The organism is Peribacillus suis (assembly GCF_059384845.1).
This window is the reverse complement of sequence record NZ_CM182019.1, coordinates 910,709-928,870: the sequence shown is the minus strand read 5'-3', so window position 1 is coordinate 928,870 and position 18,162 is coordinate 910,709. Positions and strand designations below refer to the sequence as shown.

Genomic DNA, 18,162 nt, shown 5'->3' with positions numbered 1-18,162 from the left:
CTTTTTTTACAGTCATTATACATTTTATTCATTTTTGTTTTTGGGAGGTGACTGGGATAATTAACCCGTTTGGTAAAAGTAAACGGTTCAATTACATCCCTCACTATTGGACATATTTAGTTTAGCCTTAGTCATTATCTTAATCGCTTTAACCGCCTTTTTTGTTGCTTCCGAGTTTTCAATCATTAGGGTACGAAGCTCGCGAATCGACCAATTGATAGAAGAAGGAAACAGGAAAGCCTTAGCTGCAAAAAAGGTGACATCCGATCTCGATGAATACCTATCTGCAACACAGCTCGGCATTACCGTGACCGCCCTTGGACTTGGGTGGCTTGGGCAACCGACAATCTATAAATTGATAGAACCTTTATTCGAGCTATTACATATTCCGAACAAAGTGGCAGGTATTTTGTCCTTTATCATTGCATTTTCCCTAATGACCTTCTTGAATGTCGTCGTAGGTGAACTCGCACCTAAAACGGTTGCCATACAAAAAGCGGAAGAGGTTGCCTTGGCCATCGCCAAACCTCTGATCCTTTTCCATAAGATCGCGTTTCCGTTCATCTGGTTATTGAATCATTCCTCTCGGTTTGTCGTTGGATTATTCGGCTTCAAATCCGCTTCGGAAAGCGAGCTTGCTCATACGGAGGAAGAATTGCGTTTCATCCTTTCGGACAGCTATAAAAGTGGGGAAATCAATCAATCCGAATTCAAATATGTAAGCAATATATTTGATTTTGATGACCGGGTAGCCAAGGAAATCATGGTTCCAAGAACAGAAATCCTTACCATTTCCAAAGATGAAACCGTACAAGGTTTCGTCGATGTTGCCAAAACGGAAAAATACACGCGTTACCCCGTTGTCGAAGGTGATAAGGATCATGTGATTGGCTTGGTCAATCTGAAAGAAGTTTTTTCTGACCTAATTAAGGACCGGGATATCCAGTCCAAAACCATTGAACAATATACCCGCCCGATCATTCGGGTCATGGAGAATATACCCATTCACACATTACTGCTAAAAATGCAAAAAGAGCGGATTCACATGGCCATCTTGATGGATGAATATGGTGGTACTTCCGGTCTCGTCACCGTTGAAGATATCCTTGAGGAAATCGTCGGGGAAATTCGTGATGAATTCGATATCGATGAAGTTCCTTCCATTCGTAAGATCAAGGATGGACACTATATCTTGGATTCCAAACTTCTAGTAAAAGACGTGAATGACTTACTTGGCATTCACCTGGATGAAGAGGATGTAGATACAATCGGTGGCTGGATCTTAACGGAAAATTATGATGTACTAGTTGGCGACATCATGGAAAAAGATGGTTTCTGTTTCAAAGTCATTGAGATGGATGAACACGCCATCCGTTTTATTGAAGTGACAAAAAAAGTAGAACAGCTGACACTTGAGGAGAACCTTCCACAAGATTAAGAATAAGAAAAATGGCCCTAGTATTCTTACCGGGGCCATTTTTTTATATTCTTTTATCAGACCCAACCTTTTTGACCGTCACGATTGGCGGCGGGCTCTTTTTCTTCCAAATGATATACAACATGATCAAGATGAATGAAAAACCTGCTACAGGAATCAAATAAGGTGCAGTGATTTCTCTAATTTGTTGCCAATTCTCCCCCAAAATCCGACCCAATGACAAGAACAATATCGTCCAAGGGATGACGGCTGCCACTGTATAAAAAGTGAATGTCCAGGCGGACATCCGGGCAATCCCAGCTGGTATGGAAATGGCATGTCGTACGACAGGAATGAAGCGAGCTGTGAACACCACCCCCACCCCATACCGTTGGAACCATTCTTCGGCCATTATCATATGAGCTTCTTTAATGAATATATATTTTCCATACTTTAAAAGGAATGTCCGTCCTCCATAATAACCAGCCCAATAAAGGAATAATTGGGCAATCGTACCTCCCACTACACCTGCGATAACGGCACCCAAAAAGTTCATCTTACCCATTCCGATCAAATAGCCACCGTATCCAAGTACGAGCTCACTGGGGATGATTTCCACCATCAACCCCAATAAAATACCGATATATCCCATCTCCGCAAACCAATTCAGTATCTTCATAATCAGCTCTGACATCATGTAATGACTCCCTTTTCCGCTAATTTTGACTTGGTTGTCCTTCTATCCTATTGCGGAAAAATCCGTTCTATTCATTTTCCTGAAAAAAGGAACAGTCAGATTGGGATATGATTTTAGATAACAAAAAAAAGACCAGCTTGTCTTTCCCGGTCTCCTTGTGATTAATATTCTTTTATTTCCTGTTTTTGTACATCGTTTGAAAAAGCAATTGCGAACTCTAAGGTGAGTAAGGATGAATCAGTGTGAGAAATATTCGTGAAAATCTCCTGACGTGATTTCGTTTTTTGAATATGGACCCCGAGATTTTTGTACTTGTTGATTATTTCATTTTTCATGCTTACCCTCCCTTCCTGCTGTATTCGTTATCCTTTACGTTCCCATTAAAAGTAAGGCTAAAACCTATCTGGATAAATACTCGCCAAAAAGGGTAGATATTCTCATCAATTAACCTGTATCGTTTGTAACTGATGTTCATGCACTTCTTCTTTTTCCACATGCACCTGAATCTTATAAGTTCCCGCCTCGTCAAAGGACAATTTATTTAGATAAGTCCCTTTTCCCTCTTCTTTCGCCTTGGTGAAATAACTTTCTTCACTGCCTTCTTTCCACACCTCAAAATTTACATCTGCATCAGTCAAAGCCTTCCCATCCAAATGCACATTGGCTTCAAAGGTGGAACTGTTCCCCGCCGTCACAGGATTGTTATGAAACTCGATCAAGACATTCGACCTTGGGTGTACCGAGGTGTTTTCACTTTCATTATCAGTAATGACCACTTCTTTTTCCGGCATCACATGTTGATTTTTAGCTGTTACATGGGCAATTACATGATACTTCCCTTGTTCCTTGAAGGTGTGCATCACTTGATATGTCCCGCTTCCCGTATTCTTTGCATCTAACATTTCCCGTTTATCCTGTCCGGATTTCCTCACTTCAAAAAGAACCTCACCAGCTTCATTTACAAGTTGGCTTCCTTCCTTCACTGTGGTTTCAAGGATGACCTCTTTTCCGGAGACTAATGTCCCTTTAACGGATATAGTGGCCTCCATGGTTTCAGGTATGGCATTGCTCACTTCTTTATCTTCTGGCTTTTCGGTTTCCTGACATCCTGCTAACGCAAACAATAATATGGCTGACAAATAAAATTTCTTCATCGAAAACTTCCTTCTTTTTCATAATTAACCGATAAGACGGTCGTTTTATACACCATCCTTCCCAGATAACTGAAATATATACATTCTATTAAGTTGCGGTCCGCATCACGGTTACCGAAGTCAGCATCGCCACCGCGATGATGGTCAAAAATGAATAGAAAAACACAGTCAGGTCCACCACGCTCAGGCCCACAATGAGGACACATCCATCTATGAAGAAAATTAACATGCCGGCATTAAGCCCGCTTTTCCTGGAAATGATCTGTGCAAGCATGTCGGTCCCGCCTGTTGATGTACCATACCGGAGCATGAGCCCGATTCCCAGCCCGATTAATCCCCCTCCGATTATGGCACTTATATAGATGGGAAGATTCCAATCGATGACAGCCTCGGAAAAAATATCGATACATAACGAAGAGAAAAGTAGGCCATGCAAACTGTTGAGGAATAGTTTTTTTTCGTAATACCAAGCATATATATATAGGGGAATACTGCTCAGAATAACGCCTAACCCAGTTGGAAGCCCTAGAAAATAATGAATGATTAAACCAATCCCAATCATGCCACCATCCAACAAGTGATAAGGAATGAGAAAAAAATTAATTCCTACACCCACAAGCATACTTCCGGCCAGTATGGCTGCCATCTTTTCGATGATCATCATGACTCCCACATCCTTTATAATGGATAATCTTGTCCCAATCCTATATCCTATGTACAGAGAAGCTAAAAATTAATAAAAGGCCTTTTTTATTTTTTATAGGCATAGACCTTTAATTTTCTGAATATTCCATTATATAATGGTTATAGGAAAGGAATTGGTCAAAAACCGTCAAATAGTGAAACAAATGAACCTTTTACAAGCCATTTCCACCATTTTGCGAGTATTAGGCAATTTGACTGGATGACTAACTCTTTCTATAATGAAAGTATTTAAATCAATTAAACTGAGGTGATTGGATGGGACATTAAAGAACGTTCGTTGTGACGGACGGACGCTGCTTTGCCTGGCGAAAAAGTGCACGGTATTAAATAATCTTGATTGCATTTTCCTTGCAAAATTCTTCTATTTCCCGTCTACGTATCGCTAATACACATATACTAGTACTCTATTCATTTAAAAACGGAGTGTAAACTTGCAGCCTTCATGCACGACTCCAGTACGTTTTAGCTATTTAGCACGACAAAAAAAATATACTTGTATATTTTAAAAATGTAGGAGGTGGACTCCTTATTCGTCTCATAGGCGATGTAAGGGAGACTTTTTGGACATAATAAACTTGGTACTTATTGCCATTTTAATTGCTTTAACAGCATTTTTTGTAGCTTCGGAGTTTGCGATTGTTAAAGTGAGGAGCACGAAGATCGATCAATTAATTGAAGAAGGTAAGCCGAATGCCCTAGCAGCAAAGAAGGTCACATCCAATCTCGACGAATACCTGTCAACATGCCAACTGGGAATTACAGTTACGGCATTAGGACTGGGGTGGCTGGGAGAACCGACAGTTGAAAGTATTTTGGGCCCGCTTCTCACTCAATTAAATATCCCTGAATCTGCTTCACATATCCTTTCAATCGCGATTGCCTTTTCTTTGATCACCTTCATTCATGTGGTGGTGGGAGAACTGGCACCAAAGACGATGGCCATTCAAAAAGCAGAGCAAGTAACATTATTCATTGCCAAACCGCTAATTGGATTTAACAAAGTCATGTATCCTTTCATCTGGGTACTTAATGGCTCTGCAAGAGTGCTAACAAAAATGTTTGGATTAAAAGCAGTTTCTGAGCATGACTTGGCTCATACGGAAGAAGAGCTTCGCATCATTGTTTCAGAAAGCTATAAAAGCGGCGAAATTAACCAATCTGAGTTTAAATATGTGAATAAAATTTTTGAATTCGATGATCGCATAGCAAAGGAAATCATGGTTCCTCGTACCGAAATCGCCACGATTTCCAAAGATGATACCATACAGCAGTTTTTTTCCATCATGGCTGAAGAAAACTTCACTCGATACCCAGTTATCGATGGTGATAAAGACCATATCATCGGACTGGTCAATATCAAGGAACTTTTCACGGAAATGATAGACAAGAAAAATCAGGCAACATCTACGATCAATCGTTATGTTCGTCCGATCATTCGTGTCATCGATAGCATCCCCATCCACGATTTACTATTAAAGATGCAAAAAGAACGTGTACACATGGCAATCCTCATGGATGAATATGGCGGCACATCGGGATTAGTGACCGTTGAAGATATCCTGGAAGAGATTGTCGGTGATATTCGGGATGAGTTCGACTTAGATGAAGTCCCTGACGTTCGTAAAGTGAAGGAAAATCATTATATTATCGATGCAAAGGTATTGGTCAGTGAAATAAATGATTTACTTGGCATCGATATCAACGATGAAGATATCGATACGATGGGTGGCTGGATTCTTACCGAGAACTACGAAGCCAAACAAGGCGATATTCTGAATTATGGACCTTACCATTTTAAAATAAAAGAAATGGAAGACCACCATATCAGCTATATCGAGATTTATAAACCTGCAAAAGCAGTAAGCGAAGTAAAGGAATTTCCTTTAATGTCGCAGACTGAAATCGTTTCTTAATGGAAAACCCCGCCCTAGTTTATTAGGACGGGGTTTTTTCTACCCTACATCATGGCATCTTCCATGATTTCACTTTCATTATGGTACATGAGACAAAAAACTTTCATATTATAGTAAGAAATCCCCCTCTATTTATAGTGATTGAGGTATAGTTCTACCTTTCTTGTTTCATACTGTTAAAGAAACATCATCATAATTAAGGAGTGAAGACTGATGAAAGTTATAACCATTTGCCAGCAATGCAAAGGGAAAGGCAAAACTCGCTATCTACAGTTCTTTTCACGGAACTGCAATCATTGTAAAGGAAAAGGTAAAACGGTTAAAGATATGTCCAATTCAGTAAACTCCATTAAGAATTTCTAACAATGGCTCATATTTTAAAATGATGAAGCTTGATGACACCAGCCCTCTTCAATGTATTATAAACGATGAGGATAGCCGGCCCTAGGAAAAGTCCGATTACCCCCAGCACTTTAAATCCTAAATAAAGACTGACAAGCGACGCTAGCGGGGTTAAACCCATATTTGCTGAATAGATTTTTGGCTCAATGGTCCTCCTGACAACGGTTATGACCAGGAACAAGATGATTAGACCAATGCCAAGGTGATGATTTCCTTGCGTCCATACAATGACAGCCCAAGGAACGAGCACTGACCCTGTTCCCAATATCGGGAGAATATCGACGATGACGATTAAAAGAGCCAAGATCAAGGTGTATTTCACATCTAGGATCCATAGTCCCGCATAGGCCATCAAGAACGTGAATAAACTCAATACAATCTGCGCCCTAAAGAACCCGACAGCCGCCATACTAAGATCTTGATAAACCATGGTGATTTTTTGGTAGGTTGACTCCCTTAAAAAAGAAACTAGCTTTCTCTTCAACATCGGTAGCTCAAGACTGATTAAGAACAAAGCAATTAAATAGATCAAGAAATCTATAAAAAAGGCGGGTACGAGTGTAACAAGCTGAACCATGTCCTGGACAAAGTCCTTCGTAAACCCCTCAAGAGCCATGACTCCTTTTTCCATCGTAAGTTCGATTGACTGAATGAGATTAGGCGGCAACGTTTGGGAATATTGCTCCCATTGCCTGATGACCGGCAAAATTGCCGTGAGATAAATTTCTCGAATTAAAATCGGTAGCTTTTCAGAATGGACGATAATCCGTTTGATTAGAACGGAAAGCGAGAAATAAATCAAGCCGATAAAGCCACCTACATAGATAATGAAGGAAACCAACACGCCCCAGAGGCGATGTACGTTTAACATTTTGCTTATAAAGTTCACTAATCCATCCAATATGATGGCGGTTACTAGAGCAAAAATCAGCGCCCACGAGTAAGGAATCAAGAATATAATCCCTAAAAGGATAGCCGCCTTCCAAAACCAGCGAAAAAACATAGCGAAATTCAATTACTACACCCCCTTGCCCTTACCTATTTCTCCTATATTTATGAAAGAATCTCCCATATATTTCGGTTATACGTTTTATTTTCTCATTTCAAGGGAAAAGATAAGGAAAGAGATGGAGGGATCGATTATGGATAACTTAAAAAAAGATAAAACTCTGCAGGAACGTAATGATAAATCCAAGGCTTTCAAAGAAAATCAAGAGAAACAACTAGAACGTGATCAGCTTGTCATGCCCATCGACGATTTGCCACTAGAAGACATTAAATACGAAAAAGAAGAAGAACGAAATAAAGAAGAAACCAAACACCGCTCCGCAAGCGAAAGAATTTAACGACAAAAAACCAGCTTCCATGCTGGTTTTTTTAGTTGATATTTTTGTAAGGGCAAATTGGAAAAAGATAGTTCCCCATGATTTGCAAGACGATACTTAAAATTTCTGTATGTTTGTCGTATAATACAAAGGGTCGTTCTCTTTTTGGCACTTGTTTATGTTCAACTACTCACAAAGTACGACAAATGATACCCCTTACATGTCTTGAAGATAAAATCGGTTATGAGTAAAATGAATCATATGAATCTTTCTTTATCTTAGACTTTTTCAATTTATAAATTATAATGAAGTGGCCGTTCATTATGAAGGAGAATTATATGAAAAACAAACAAAATCAGCTATTCCATCAACATTTACAATTATCCAGAACTATCGTAAAAAATATGAACGAACAGATCACAAGCCTGAATATTTATCATAACCAATGGACAATCTTGAATTATTTAAAGAACTGTGGTTATTCTACCATCAATGACATATCCAATTATCTAGACGTTGATAGCGTGATCATTACCCGTTCCGTGAATAGCATGGAAGAGAACCATATGATCAAACAAGTCCCTGGGAAGGATGAAGAGGAAAAGCGAATTGAACTCACGCCCAGAGGAAAAGAAGTACATATGAAATGCATGAAGATTGCGGATAAGATCGAAGGAAAAGCCTTAGATGGCATTTCCGAAGAGGAGCAGGACTTATTTTTCCAAACACTGCTTAAAATTCTAAATAATATTAGAGATTAATTGCCATCATTCTTTTAAATCCCTTTTATATAAGTGATTCAAAAGCTAGAGCCACGCCTTTTTTAACAGGCGAATCCCTTCTTTGATATCTGATTCAGATAAACCGCCATATCCCATCAAAATGGTTGGATGGTTGTCTTTCTTTGAATGATAAACCGAAGTGGGGTATACCTTCACTCCCTTTCTTTCAGCGGTTTGAATAAGCTCGGCTTCGGATTTATCACTATGGACTTGCACTAGAATATGTAGTCCGGACTTCTCTCCTATTACCGTTATTTGATCATGGAAGGTTTCTTCTAGTTCAGCAAGCAACACTTGATTCTTTTTTCGATACAGGATTCTCATTCTATTCAGATGCCGTTCCCAATGGCCATCTTTTATAAAAAGACAGACCGTTTCTTGGATCATTTTGGAAATGGTCTGTTTGTATCCTTGTAATTTCCTTTGGTAAAGATCGGCTAACTCAGGAGGTAGTACCATATATCCCGCTCTAATCGTGGGAATCAATGATTTAGAAAACGTGCCTAAATAGATCACCCTTCCACCTGTATCCAGACCTTGCAGAGACGGTATAGGTTTGCCTGTATGTCGGAATTCCCCATCATAGTCATCTTCAATAATATAGCCATTCTTTCTACCTGCCCATTTCAATAATTCCACCCTTCGTGATATGGGCATGATCATTCCTAACGGGAATTGGTGAGAAGGGGTAACATAGGCGATATCAGCTTGGCTTTCCTTTAATGATTCCACACACAACCCGCTTTCATCACAAGGAATGAACCTCATCTCAGCTCCCTCCACTTTCAATACTTCTCTCACCCGATGAAACCCGGGGTCTTCCAACCCAAATACTCTCTCCTTGCCAAGAAGAAGACGCAAAAGATGAATGAAATACTGTGTACCCGCTCCGATGATGATTTGATTAGGGACACACCGCACCCCTCTTGACTGAAAAAGGTAGTCCGCAATTTCGTTCCTAAGACCATGCTCCCCTTGAGGGTCCCCGCTGATGAACATGTCCCTTTCCTGAAGGTACAGCGTATTATTCATGCACTTTTTCCACACGGTATGTGGGAAGGAGTCGATATCCACATGGCCATAATGAAAATCTATCATGTTGGTTACAATTGGCAAAATGGTCTCTGGATTACTAGTCGTGGTTACTTGCTCCATAATGGAAGAAATCCGATCGATTTCCGCTGCGAAATATCCTTTTCTCACCCGGCTCTCCACATACCCTTCCACGATTAGCTGCTGATAAGCTGAATCCACCGTATTCAAGCCAATACCTAAATGAACGGCTAGCTTTCGTTTTGAGGGTAACTTCATTCCAGCCTTTATTTGCCCATTCTGAATTTCCTTTTTCAAATAGTGATACAGTTGAACATATAATGGTCGATCCTTTGTTTTTTCGAGTTGAAAAGTGATTTCGTACATGGCGCCCACCCCTTTTACTGGTTCCATAAATTATAACAGTTCTGGTTCTTATTATAGTACCAGATTTTTTTTATAATCAAGATATTACTTGATTGGAGGAATGAACATGAAGCCGTTTGAATTAACCGGGAAATACGTTTCACTGGTACCCCTGATGGAAAATCATATCGAACCGATTTACACAGCCTCCCTCCCCAAAGAAATCTGGGTATGGAGTGCGACGAAGATTTTGTCTCATCAAGACGCTGTGGAATTTGTACAGCAAGGCATCTTATCAAGGGAAAAGAATCAGCACCATCCCTTTGCGGTAATCGATTCTTCGACTCAATCGGTTATCGGCAGCACAAGCCTAAGGGATATACGATTCGATAATCAAACAGTGGAAATCGGCTCGACCTGGTATCACCCTTCAAAGTGGAGGACAGCCGTCAACACCGAATGCAAATATTTACTTTTACAGCATGCCTTTGAAACGTGGCACATGAATCGTGTAGAATTCAGGACAGATGAGCTGAACAGTGCTTCACGTGCGGCCATTGCTAGGCTTGGAGCTGTTGAAGAGGGGATGTTACGAAAAGAAAAAGTACTGAAAGATGGGAGAGTCAGAAACACCGTGGTGTTCAGCATTCTCAAAGAAGAGTGGCCGAATGTGAAGCAGAAGTTGGAAGGGTTTTTGGGGAAATGAATCAAGAGAGTGCCCATTCATTTGGACACTCTCTTGACCATGGATTAATTTTCGGATGATTGTTTATGAGTTGTACTTTCCTTCTCCTTTTGCTGTAAAGATTCATTCTGCTTTTTAATAGAACGAATGAATATGAATACGACAATAGCGAAAAAAAGTGGCATGAGCAACGCAAACAATAGATAAATGGAATCGCCGAAAAGCATGATTTTTCCTCCTATGCTCTATCCAGTAAGATGGGATGCCTACATTGGATTGATTTCCCTAACGGCATTAGGTGCTCCCGATGGTTTGAGATAAACGAATCATGTCCCTGCACTGTATCCCATTTTCATAAATGGGCTCTGGATAATTCCTCGTGAAAAAATCGCGATCGATATCGGTTATTCTAAATCCACATTTTTGATAAAGGGCCAGCTGCCCCATCCCTGAATTACCCGTGCCGATTTCGATGGAGTGATACCCCAGTGATTTCGCATGATGAATCGCATGATTGACCAGCCTTTTCCCCAGGCCTTCACCTTGGTATTGTTCCGCGACAGCAACGTTGACGATTTCTATCGTGTCATCGGTCAATCCCTTCAAGACATACACGCCGGTTATCAGCCCATCCGATTCAGCGACAAAACACGTTCCCCTCTCAAAATAGGTCTCAACCAATTCTTTTGAAGGATCAGCAAGCAACAGTAACTCCATCGGTGGTACTTCATCTGGATTCAAGGGTCTAATTTTCATGACATACTCTCCTAGATTCTATATTCATTTCTTCAACCAACTCTCCCATCAATACCGAGGCGGGAAGCGTTCGACTCCGTTTGTATCCTTCTCCTGCCCATAGAGCCATCAATTCAGGTTCGCCTTTTTGTCCCGCCACCTTTCGCATCTGTTTCGTCATGTGATGAACATAAGGATAGGCTGCCGGGGCGACCGTGTCATATTCCATTAAGAAGCGATTCACCAATCCCCGAGCACGGCGGCCGCTAAATGCCCGGGTGATCGCCGTATCGGTAAACCGTGGATTATGGAGCGCTGCCTTATGAGCTGGGCTTGCGCCACTTTCCGGGCAACATAGAAAAGCGGTTCCCAACTGTGCCGCTACTGCCCCTGCTGCAAGAACACCGGCAATGTCTTTTCCATCCATCAATCCGCCTGCGGCAATTATCGGCACGTTCGTTTCTTTTTTTACGATCTTGATCAATTCCAAAAGCGCTTGGTCACTTTCTGACTCGTTATCAAAACTGGCACGATGGCCGCCTGCCTCAATCCCTTGTACACAAAGGATATCCGCTCCCGCCGTCACTGCAATTTGTGCCTCTGTAGGGTTCGTCACCGATACCGTAACAAGCGTACCGGCATGTTGGAGTTCCTTGATGATACCGGATTCTGGACACCCAAATGTGAAACTCACAACGGCGACCCGGAGTTCTTTTAACACGGCTATTTTATTGACCCAGTCATCATCGTCGCTCATGGGTTCCCCTATTGAAGCCCCTACACTTTCCGCCTCTTTTTGTATTTTTTCCCGGTAGGCGGTGAGTCTGGATTCATCCACAACCTCTTTACTTGGCACGAACACATTCACGCCAAAAGGCCGCCCAGTCAATCGGCGCACCTCTTCCATTTCGTTTCTCATTTCCTCTGCAGTTTTATAGCCAGCTGCGAGAAACCCCAATCCTCCTGCAGCAGAAACCGTTGCGGCCAGTTTCGGTGTGGATGCGCCTCCAGCCATTGGGGCTTGAATGATGGGATATTTCATTAAATCTTGAAGCATTTTTAAGAGGCCCCTTTCATTTTTCATGATTCACTTATCAAAGTTATGTTTTCTTGGTATAATGATTGTCTGTAAGAGAAAAGTGTCTTAACTGATCACCCTTTATATCTTGCAAATATAAATCATAGGTGGTAATTAAAAAATGGAAACAAAACCATATAGAGTTTTATTGTATTACTTGTATACACCAATCGAGAATCACGTAGAGTTCGCTGCCGAACATCTTGCGGCATGTAAAGAACTTGAATTGAAAGGCCGGATTTTAGTTGCCCAGGAAGGGATCAACGGTACGGTATCCGGTACAATCGAACAAACCGAAAAATACATGGACATGATGAAAAGCGATCCCCGCTTTGCTGATATGGTCTATAAAATCGATGAAGCCGATGGCCATGCCTTCAAAAAAATGCATGTCCGTCCAAAAAATGAACTGGTTACGCTTCGATTGGAAGATGACGTCGATCCAAACCAGACGACAGGGAATTACTTAAGCCCAAAAGAATTTTACGAGCAAATGCAAGATGAAAATACAGTCGTACTTGATGCGAGAAATGACTATGAATTTGATTTGGGTCACTTCCGCGGCGCAATCAAGCCAGATATCACGAATTTCCGTGAACTTCCGGAATGGGTACGTGAGAATAAAGAGATGTTTGAAGGTAAAAAAATCCTTACGTATTGCACAGGCGGAATCCGTTGCGAAAAATTCTCCGGATGGCTTGTCAAAGAAGGCTTTGAAGATGTCAGCCAGCTTCACGGAGGCATCGCAACATACGGAAAAGACCCTGAAGTGCAAGGCGATCTTTGGGATGGTCAAATGTATGTATTCGATCAAAGAATTGCCGTTCCGATCAATCAAAAGGAACATGTCATCGTCGGCAGGGATATCTTCTCCGGCGAACCATGTGAGCGTTATGTGAACTGCGCGAACCCGGAATGCAACAAGAAAATCCTTTGCAGTGAAGAAAACGAGCACAAACACTTACGCAGCTGTTCCCACGAATGTCGGGTGCACCCACGTAATCGCTATGTAGTCGAGCATAACTTGTCTGAAGAAGAAGTGGCAGAACGACTACAACTTATTAAAGAAACCGCTACAGCAGAATAAGCCATGAAACCCGAATCAATCGACTCCTTGTCCTGATTCGGGTTTTTTCATGCTTTTCTCTTACTTCTATATCACGATAGAAAAATCCTTTTTTTTCAGCTTTTTTGTCTATGGTTGAATTAATATGTTGCGTGGTTGAAATATTGCTTGGTATGGTTGAAATAATTCGGATTGCGGTCGAATTATCGCCGTTCGTGGTTGATTTAGGCTAAGCTAAGCTACAAATAGTATGTAAAAAGCGATTCCTCCATAGAAGAATCGCTCATGCCCTTACTTATCTGTGCTTACTACAATCCCGCATGCTTGCCTGTCACCGGCATCACCTGTTTTCAACGTGTCCTCATTCGGTCCCTTTTCTCCATCCGCTTCATAATGGTCAGGAATATTGGCAAAGTTGTCCGGATTTGCATGAACGATGACCGAAAGCTCTTCTTGCTTCAGTTGTTCCACTGTCATGTTATCCAACGTGGCTGTATATTTGGCTGTTCCATCTTCTTTAGCAAAAAGAGGAAGCATATCCCCAGCATGATGGGAGTGCTTTTCATCTGTTGGATTGAAGTGCCCCCCGGCTGTAGTAAAAGGGCCTTCCTTTGCATCCGCTTCACATGCTGCATTTTCATGAATATGGAACCCATGATAACCGGGTTCTAACCCTTCCAGTACCGCTTCGATCAAGACGGAATTCTCTTCCGCGGAAAAATTGACAGTACCTAAAGTTTTACCCGCAGTATCCTTAACTTCCGCCTGTGCTTGTGGGTCCACTTCCGTTTGTGTTCCCTGTACCGGTTTTGAATCTTCCACGGTTTTGTCTGCATTCGTTGAGTTATCCTCTGAATTGCATCCATACAACAAAAAGGCGGCACATGCTGGCAACAGCAGCTTTTGCTTATAGTTCATCATCAGTACCCTCTCTCTTTCATTTATGTATAGTCTTCTTAATCATTTCCACTATTTTGAAAGGATAAACAGAGAGAGGGATAAATGGGAAAATAGATTCTATGAGCATGATAAAAATCTAACTAATCTCACAGTAAAAAATTTTCCATACTAGTTTATTAGACTCACCTCTTATAATGGAATCACCCCAAGAGTGATAGCCACGATCGTCATTACAATCGTTGTCCCACACGCCCATTTAAATAGAAACTTTTGATGATCACCAAAGTCCACACCAACCAGCCCAATCAGAATGAATGTGGCAGGAACCAAGGGGGATAAGGGAAAGCCTGTTGTGGAATGACCTAATAAAGCGGCCCTCCCGATTTCAACTGGGGCAATTCCAAAGTTCGCCGCAGCCTCGCTAATGATGGGAATAATTCCAAAGTAATATGCGTCAGGTGAAAAAATGAAGCCCATCGGAATGCTAGTAAGTGCCACAACAACAGGTAGATGTGCACCAAGCCAATCCGGAATAACGGTCACGATGGAAGAAGCCATCGAATCCATCATCTTCGTTTCCGTGAAGACGCCCGTGAAAATACCCGCTGCAAAGATAAGTGTACAGATCATAACAAAACTATTGGCATGGCTTAATATCCTTTCCTGCTGTTCTTTTGGATTTGGAAAGTTAACGAATAATGCTATGGCAAAAGCCGAAGCGAATAAGATTTGTAGAGGCAACACTTCCATTACCAAAAATACCATTAACGCGATCGTCAATAACCAATTAAACCAAAACTTCATGGTTGTACCATTAGTAGCTTCAACCGCAGCAGCCTGTTCACCTAACCCTGAAGGCATTGGTGTCTGCAATGAAGTGATGCCCAATCTAGCTCTTTCCTTCTTCCCAAGGATATAGGCGGAAAACAGCGTCCATATCAGCCCTGCAATCATGACCGGAATGAGCGGAATGAATAAGTCTGATACTTCCACTTGTAGACTGGCTGCTGCTCTTACCAACGGGCCGCCCCAAGGGATGATATTCATGACGCCTGCAGCTAAAGCAACCACACACGCCAATATAAGCCTATTCATCCCTAACCTTATATAGAGCGGCAACATGGCTGTTACGGTGATCATAAAGGTGGAAGACCCGTCACCATCTAACCCTACTAGCATCGTGATGATGGCAGTGGCCATCACAACCTTTAGTGGGTCCCCCTTCACAAGGCTTAGTATCTTGGTAATCATAGGTTCAAATAAACCAACGTCTAGCATCAAGCCAAAATATAAAATAGCAAATACAATCATAACGGCCGTTGGCGTTACCTTTATAATCCCCGCCATCATCATTTCTCCCATTTCCGACGCAAACCCACCGATCAATGCAAAAATGATGGCAGTGAAAATGAAGGCAACCACTACAGAAAGTCGCTTTGAAATGACTAAAATAAGAAATGTAAAAATCATGCAAAATCCAAGAATTGATAACATGTAGACTCTCCCCTTACTATTTGAAATATTAACTTTCATCAAATATTTTATATTTTCTGAAAAATTAGTATTTAGTTAGTATAACACTGGGTATTTCATTAAAAAACAACTTTTTCAAACTAGATTTTTTTCTTGCCCTGAAGCATGTCTGAATCAAATACATTTAATAGAATAGGGTAAATCTGTATACTGAATGGTAAATATCAGGTAGAAAGAAGTGTTACATGTATATGGATGTTAAATTGGCCAAACGGAATCTTTTCATCATGTGGTTTGCCAACTTCTTCATCGGTGGTAGCATGACGATGGTTCTTCCCTTCATCTCGTTATACATCGGTACATTTGGCAATTATTCGGCACAATATGTCCAGCATTGGTCGGGGTGGACATTCGGAATTACCTTTGTGACCGCCTTTTTGTTTTCCCCCATTTGGGGACGAATCGGGGACCGTTATGGTAGAAAGAAAATCCTGATTGCCTGCGCCTTCGGTATGGGCCTATCGATTTTCTTGATGGGATTTGTAGAAAATGTCCTGCAGTTGTTCTTATTAAGAATGTTCATGGGCATATTCACTGGCTTCATCTCCATGTCACAAGCTTTCATTTCCACACAGACACCTAAAGAGATTGCCGGAAGGGTCTTGGGTACTCTTCAAACGGGGAATATAACCGGCTCCCTTTTCGGACCATTGATTGGCGGCGTACTTGCGGATACTCTCGGCTACTCAACAGCGTTTAAGTTCACTTCCATCACAATTTTCGTCTCTGGACTTCTTGTATTCGCAACCAAGGAATATCAAGTTCAGCGACAAAAAGGAACAAAAGCCAGGTATTCGAGCCGGGAGGTCCTCTCGCACATTTTACGGAACCCCATTCTAGTGAATGTCATGCTCATATCAACGATTGTCCAGGTGGCTCATTTCAGCATCCAACCCATTCTATCTTTATATGTCGGGGAACTGCACGGAACTACTAATCTGGCTTTTTACTCAGGCATCGCCTTTTCCGCAGCTGGTCTCGGAAACTTATTGATGGCCAGGTACTGGGGCAGGATAGGCGACCACCATGGGCATATAAAGATTCTGGTGCTCCTTCTTTTCCTCACAGCACTCGTATATTTGCCTGGAGCTTTCATCAATCACTTTTGGCAACTTGTATTTGTACGGTTTGCATTAGGTATAGTCATAGGGGGAATTATCCCTGTAAGGATTGCCTATATCCGCCAAGAGGCTCCCGTTGCCATGCAGGGGGAAGTGCTTGGATATAATACTAGTCTCCGTTTTTTAGGCAATATCATCGGCCCGGCAATGGGAGGGATGGTTGCAGGATTTTATGGATTTTCAGCCGTTTTTATAACGACCAGCTTCCTGCTGCTGTTAGCAGGACTGGTCCTGTATTTGGCGTTGCATCGCAACCCGGAGTTGGCCCGGCATTCACATTGATTAGAAGACCTTTAGCAAAAAGAAGACACCCGTTAGATGATCCATCTAACGGGTGTCTTCTTTTTCATTCAAACTTACCCAACAAGATGGTTGGACCCTCTCTGTAACAGAACTTTTCTTTGCCCAATTTCTTAGAAATTTATTTTTTACATAGCTATAATAAAATAGTATAATATACCTAGTAATATATACCTAACAAGGGGTGTCAACATGTATCCGACCTTCACATATTATGCAAAAGTTCACATCATCAAGGATCAGCGTTATTGTGAATGTGGAATTATTCATAACTACCGGGGAATATTCGAGAAAAAAGACCTGAAGAAGGTTAAGTTTAAATCGGTTTCCGATATCACCTGCAGATCTTGTCGGGAAAAGTTCTTAAACGAAAACCCTAAGTCCTAGGGATATCTATTCATTCCCTCGTTTTCCTCCTTCTGTTTTTTTAAACATTATCGTGTTTTTCTGTATATTTATAGATTTGATTCTTTTTTATGTTAAGATTATTTAAGGTGAAAATCCACAAACCAGACATATCAAGCTTTTGTCGCGGTGGGTAGATTTCCAAGATTTACTTTTTTCTTGGTTTTTTTTCGCCTAAAATTAGTTTAAAAGAGGGTTAAAATGCTTTTTCCTACTATCAAAACGGATGAAAGACACATCGTAAAAGACAAACATACGTGTGTATGTGGTACGCGATACAATGTATTCGCTATGTTAACCAGAAGAGATCTTAGAAAGATCATCTTCAAGCATTACAAAGAAGTTACCTGTACAGCATGTAAATCTAGCATTATACATAAAGAAGAATAAGCAGGACATGCCCCCTCCTCTCTCTAATGCTTCTACATACTCATGCAATCAAGTCCACCCCTTTCATAGTATTATTTCATTCATCCCACAGTGTAAGGAACCGGAATTTACTTATGACTCGTAAGTTCAACAAAAAAAGACCATCACTGGTCTTTT

19 protein-coding genes are annotated in these 18,162 nt (G+C 41.3%); 8 read left to right on the top strand and 11 right to left on the bottom strand.

The window, feature by feature from the left end; genetic code table 11:
- Positions 1–106: 106 nt before the first annotated feature.
- Positions 107–1,438, top strand: a complete 1,332-nt coding sequence (locus AC503W_RS04560) for a hemolysin family protein (protein WP_402955541.1) — start codon at positions 107–109, stop codon at positions 1,436–1,438.
- A 43-nt stretch (positions 1,439–1,481) separates the two neighbouring features.
- On the opposite strand, the gene uptA is transcribed toward AC503W_RS04560, so the two are convergent.
- From uptA to AC503W_RS04540, 4 genes are all read right to left on the bottom strand, one after another.
- On the bottom strand, positions 1,482–2,111 hold the full coding sequence (gene uptA, locus AC503W_RS04555; protein ID WP_494917269.1) for an undecaprenyl phosphate transporter UptA: 630 nt from the start codon (positions 2,109–2,111) through the stop codon (positions 1,482–1,484).
- A gap of 164 nt (positions 2,112–2,275) precedes the next feature.
- Positions 2,276–2,449: an Lmo0850 family protein gene (locus AC503W_RS04550; protein WP_407407556.1), complete on the bottom strand. Its 174-nt coding sequence runs from the start codon at positions 2,447–2,449 to the stop codon at positions 2,276–2,278.
- Positions 2,450–2,554: 105 nt separating this feature from the next.
- Positions 2,555–3,268, bottom strand: a complete 714-nt coding sequence (locus tag AC503W_RS04545) for a FixH family protein (RefSeq protein ID WP_407407554.1) — start codon at positions 3,266–3,268, stop codon at positions 2,555–2,557.
- Positions 3,269–3,356: 88 nt separating this feature from the next.
- Positions 3,357–3,932 carry a YitT family protein gene (locus AC503W_RS04540; protein WP_494916229.1) on the bottom strand — a complete coding sequence of 192 codons (576 nt, stop codon included), beginning with the start codon at positions 3,930–3,932 and terminating at the stop codon, positions 3,357–3,359.
- A 601-nt stretch (positions 3,933–4,533) separates the two neighbouring features.
- Between AC503W_RS04540 and AC503W_RS04535 the strand changes: the two genes are divergently transcribed.
- Positions 4,534–5,886, top strand: a complete 1,353-nt coding sequence (locus AC503W_RS04535) for a hemolysin family protein (protein ID WP_402867628.1) — start codon at positions 4,534–4,536, stop codon at positions 5,884–5,886.
- 370 nt (positions 5,887–6,256) lie between these two features.
- Here the strand turns inward: AC503W_RS04535 and ytvI are convergent, their stop codons facing one another.
- The gene (gene ytvI, locus AC503W_RS04530) at positions 6,257–7,303 is read right to left on the bottom strand and encodes a sporulation integral membrane protein YtvI (protein ID WP_402990271.1); all 1,047 of its coding nucleotides are present in this window, start codon (positions 7,301–7,303) and stop codon (positions 6,257–6,259) included.
- A 127-nt stretch (positions 7,304–7,430) separates the two neighbouring features.
- On the opposite strand from ytvI, the gene AC503W_RS04525 reads away from it, so the two are divergent.
- Both AC503W_RS04525 and AC503W_RS04520 read left to right on the top strand, forming a co-directional pair.
- Positions 7,431–7,634, top strand: coding sequence for a YczO family protein (locus AC503W_RS04525; RefSeq protein ID WP_402867626.1), 204 nt, complete (start codon positions 7,431–7,433; stop codon positions 7,632–7,634).
- Positions 7,635–7,951: 317 nt separating this feature from the next.
- A complete protein-coding gene (locus AC503W_RS04520; RefSeq protein ID WP_402867625.1) occupies positions 7,952–8,374 on the top strand; it encodes a MarR family winged helix-turn-helix transcriptional regulator in 423 nt (140 codons plus the stop codon).
- Positions 8,375–8,419: 45 nt separating this feature from the next.
- Here the strand turns inward: AC503W_RS04520 and pdxR are convergent, their stop codons facing one another.
- On the bottom strand, positions 8,420–9,814 hold the full coding sequence (gene pdxR / locus AC503W_RS04515; protein ID WP_494916225.1) for a MocR-like pyridoxine biosynthesis transcription factor PdxR: 1,395 nt from the start codon (positions 9,812–9,814) through the stop codon (positions 8,420–8,422).
- Positions 9,815–9,920: 106 nt separating this feature from the next.
- Here pdxR and AC503W_RS04510 point away from each other — a divergent pair, with 106 nt between their 5' ends.
- A complete protein-coding gene (locus AC503W_RS04510; RefSeq protein WP_407407546.1) occupies positions 9,921–10,499 on the top strand; it encodes a GNAT family N-acetyltransferase in 579 nt (192 codons plus the stop codon).
- Between the two features lie 44 nt (positions 10,500–10,543).
- Here the strand turns inward: AC503W_RS04510 and AC503W_RS04505 are convergent, their stop codons facing one another.
- The 3 genes from AC503W_RS04505 to AC503W_RS04495 form a co-directional block, all read right to left on the bottom strand.
- Positions 10,544–10,705 carry a hypothetical protein gene (locus tag AC503W_RS04505; RefSeq protein WP_407407544.1) on the bottom strand — a complete coding sequence of 54 codons (162 nt, stop codon included), beginning with the start codon at positions 10,703–10,705 and terminating at the stop codon, positions 10,544–10,546.
- Positions 10,706–10,772: 67 nt separating this feature from the next.
- The gene (locus AC503W_RS04500) at positions 10,773–11,234 is read right to left on the bottom strand and encodes a GNAT family N-acetyltransferase (protein ID WP_407407542.1); all 462 of its coding nucleotides are present in this window, start codon (positions 11,232–11,234) and stop codon (positions 10,773–10,775) included.
- Positions 11,224–12,270, bottom strand: coding sequence for a nitronate monooxygenase (locus tag AC503W_RS04495; protein WP_407407540.1), 1,047 nt, complete (start codon positions 12,268–12,270; stop codon positions 11,224–11,226). The genes AC503W_RS04500 and AC503W_RS04495 overlap by 11 nt, the downstream gene beginning before the upstream one ends.
- Before the next feature lie 142 nt (positions 12,271–12,412).
- On the opposite strand from AC503W_RS04495, the gene trhO reads away from it, so the two are divergent.
- On the top strand, positions 12,413–13,378 hold the full coding sequence (trhO, locus tag AC503W_RS04490) for an oxygen-dependent tRNA uridine(34) hydroxylase TrhO (protein ID WP_402867619.1): 966 nt from the start codon (positions 12,413–12,415) through the stop codon (positions 13,376–13,378).
- A 270-nt stretch (positions 13,379–13,648) separates the two neighbouring features.
- Here trhO and AC503W_RS04485 read toward each other — a convergent pair whose 3' ends face one another.
- Both AC503W_RS04485 and AC503W_RS04480 read right to left on the bottom strand, forming a co-directional pair.
- Complete coding sequence (locus AC503W_RS04485; protein ID WP_494916222.1) at positions 13,649–14,278, bottom strand: superoxide dismutase family protein; 630 nt, start codon at positions 14,276–14,278, stop codon at positions 13,649–13,651.
- 168 nt (positions 14,279–14,446) lie between these two features.
- Positions 14,447–15,751, bottom strand: a complete 1,305-nt coding sequence (locus tag AC503W_RS04480; RefSeq protein ID WP_407407537.1) for a CitMHS family transporter — start codon at positions 15,749–15,751, stop codon at positions 14,447–14,449.
- A 224-nt stretch (positions 15,752–15,975) separates the two neighbouring features.
- On the opposite strand from AC503W_RS04480, the gene AC503W_RS04475 reads away from it, so the two are divergent.
- Together AC503W_RS04475 and AC503W_RS04470 are read left to right on the top strand one after the other, a co-directional pair.
- A complete protein-coding gene (locus AC503W_RS04475; RefSeq protein WP_494916220.1) occupies positions 15,976–17,193 on the top strand; it encodes an MFS transporter in 1,218 nt (405 codons plus the stop codon).
- 624 nt (positions 17,194–17,817) lie between these two features.
- Positions 17,818–18,006: a hypothetical protein gene (locus AC503W_RS04470; RefSeq protein ID WP_402867615.1), complete on the top strand. Its 189-nt coding sequence runs from the start codon at positions 17,818–17,820 to the stop codon at positions 18,004–18,006.
- The last annotated feature ends 156 nt before the right edge of the window (positions 18,007–18,162 follow it).

Coding starts and splice junctions, on each gene's coding strand:
- uptA (WP_494917269.1), bottom strand. CDS start 2,111: ATGTCAGAGCTGATTATGAAGATACTGAATTGGTTTGCGGAGATGGGA.
- AC503W_RS04550 (WP_407407556.1), bottom strand. CDS start 2,449: ATGAAAAATGAAATAATCAACAAGTACAAAAATCTCGGGGTCCATATT.
- AC503W_RS04545 (WP_407407554.1), bottom strand. CDS start 3,268: ATGAAGAAATTTTATTTGTCAGCCATATTATTGTTTGCGTTAGCAGGA.
- AC503W_RS04540 (WP_494916229.1), bottom strand. CDS start 3,932: ATGATGATCATCGAAAAGATGGCAGCCATACTGGCCGGAAGTATGCTT.
- AC503W_RS04525 (WP_402867626.1), top strand. CDS start 7,431: ATGGATAACTTAAAAAAAGATAAAACTCTGCAGGAACGTAATGATAAA.
- AC503W_RS04520 (WP_402867625.1), top strand. CDS start 7,952: ATGAAAAACAAACAAAATCAGCTATTCCATCAACATTTACAATTATCC.
- pdxR (WP_494916225.1), bottom strand. CDS start 9,814: ATGTACGAAATCACTTTTCAACTCGAAAAAACAAAGGATCGACCATTA.
- AC503W_RS04510 (WP_407407546.1), top strand. CDS start 9,921: ATGAAGCCGTTTGAATTAACCGGGAAATACGTTTCACTGGTACCCCTG.
- AC503W_RS04505 (WP_407407544.1), bottom strand. CDS start 10,705: ATGCTTTTCGGCGATTCCATTTATCTATTGTTTGCGTTGCTCATGCCA.
- AC503W_RS04500 (WP_407407542.1), bottom strand. CDS start 11,234: ATGAAAATTAGACCCTTGAATCCAGATGAAGTACCACCGATGGAGTTA.
- AC503W_RS04495 (WP_407407540.1), bottom strand. CDS start 12,270: ATGCTTCAAGATTTAATGAAATATCCCATCATTCAAGCCCCAATGGCT.
- trhO (WP_402867619.1), top strand. CDS start 12,413: ATGGAAACAAAACCATATAGAGTTTTATTGTATTACTTGTATACACCA.
- AC503W_RS04485 (WP_494916222.1), bottom strand. CDS start 14,278: ATGATGAACTATAAGCAAAAGCTGCTGTTGCCAGCATGTGCCGCCTTT.
- AC503W_RS04480 (WP_407407537.1), bottom strand. CDS start 15,751: ATGTTATCAATTCTTGGATTTTGCATGATTTTTACATTTCTTATTTTA.
- AC503W_RS04475 (WP_494916220.1), top strand. CDS start 15,976: ATGTATATGGATGTTAAATTGGCCAAACGGAATCTTTTCATCATGTGG.
- AC503W_RS04470 (WP_402867615.1), top strand. CDS start 17,818: ATGCTTTTTCCTACTATCAAAACGGATGAAAGACACATCGTAAAAGAC.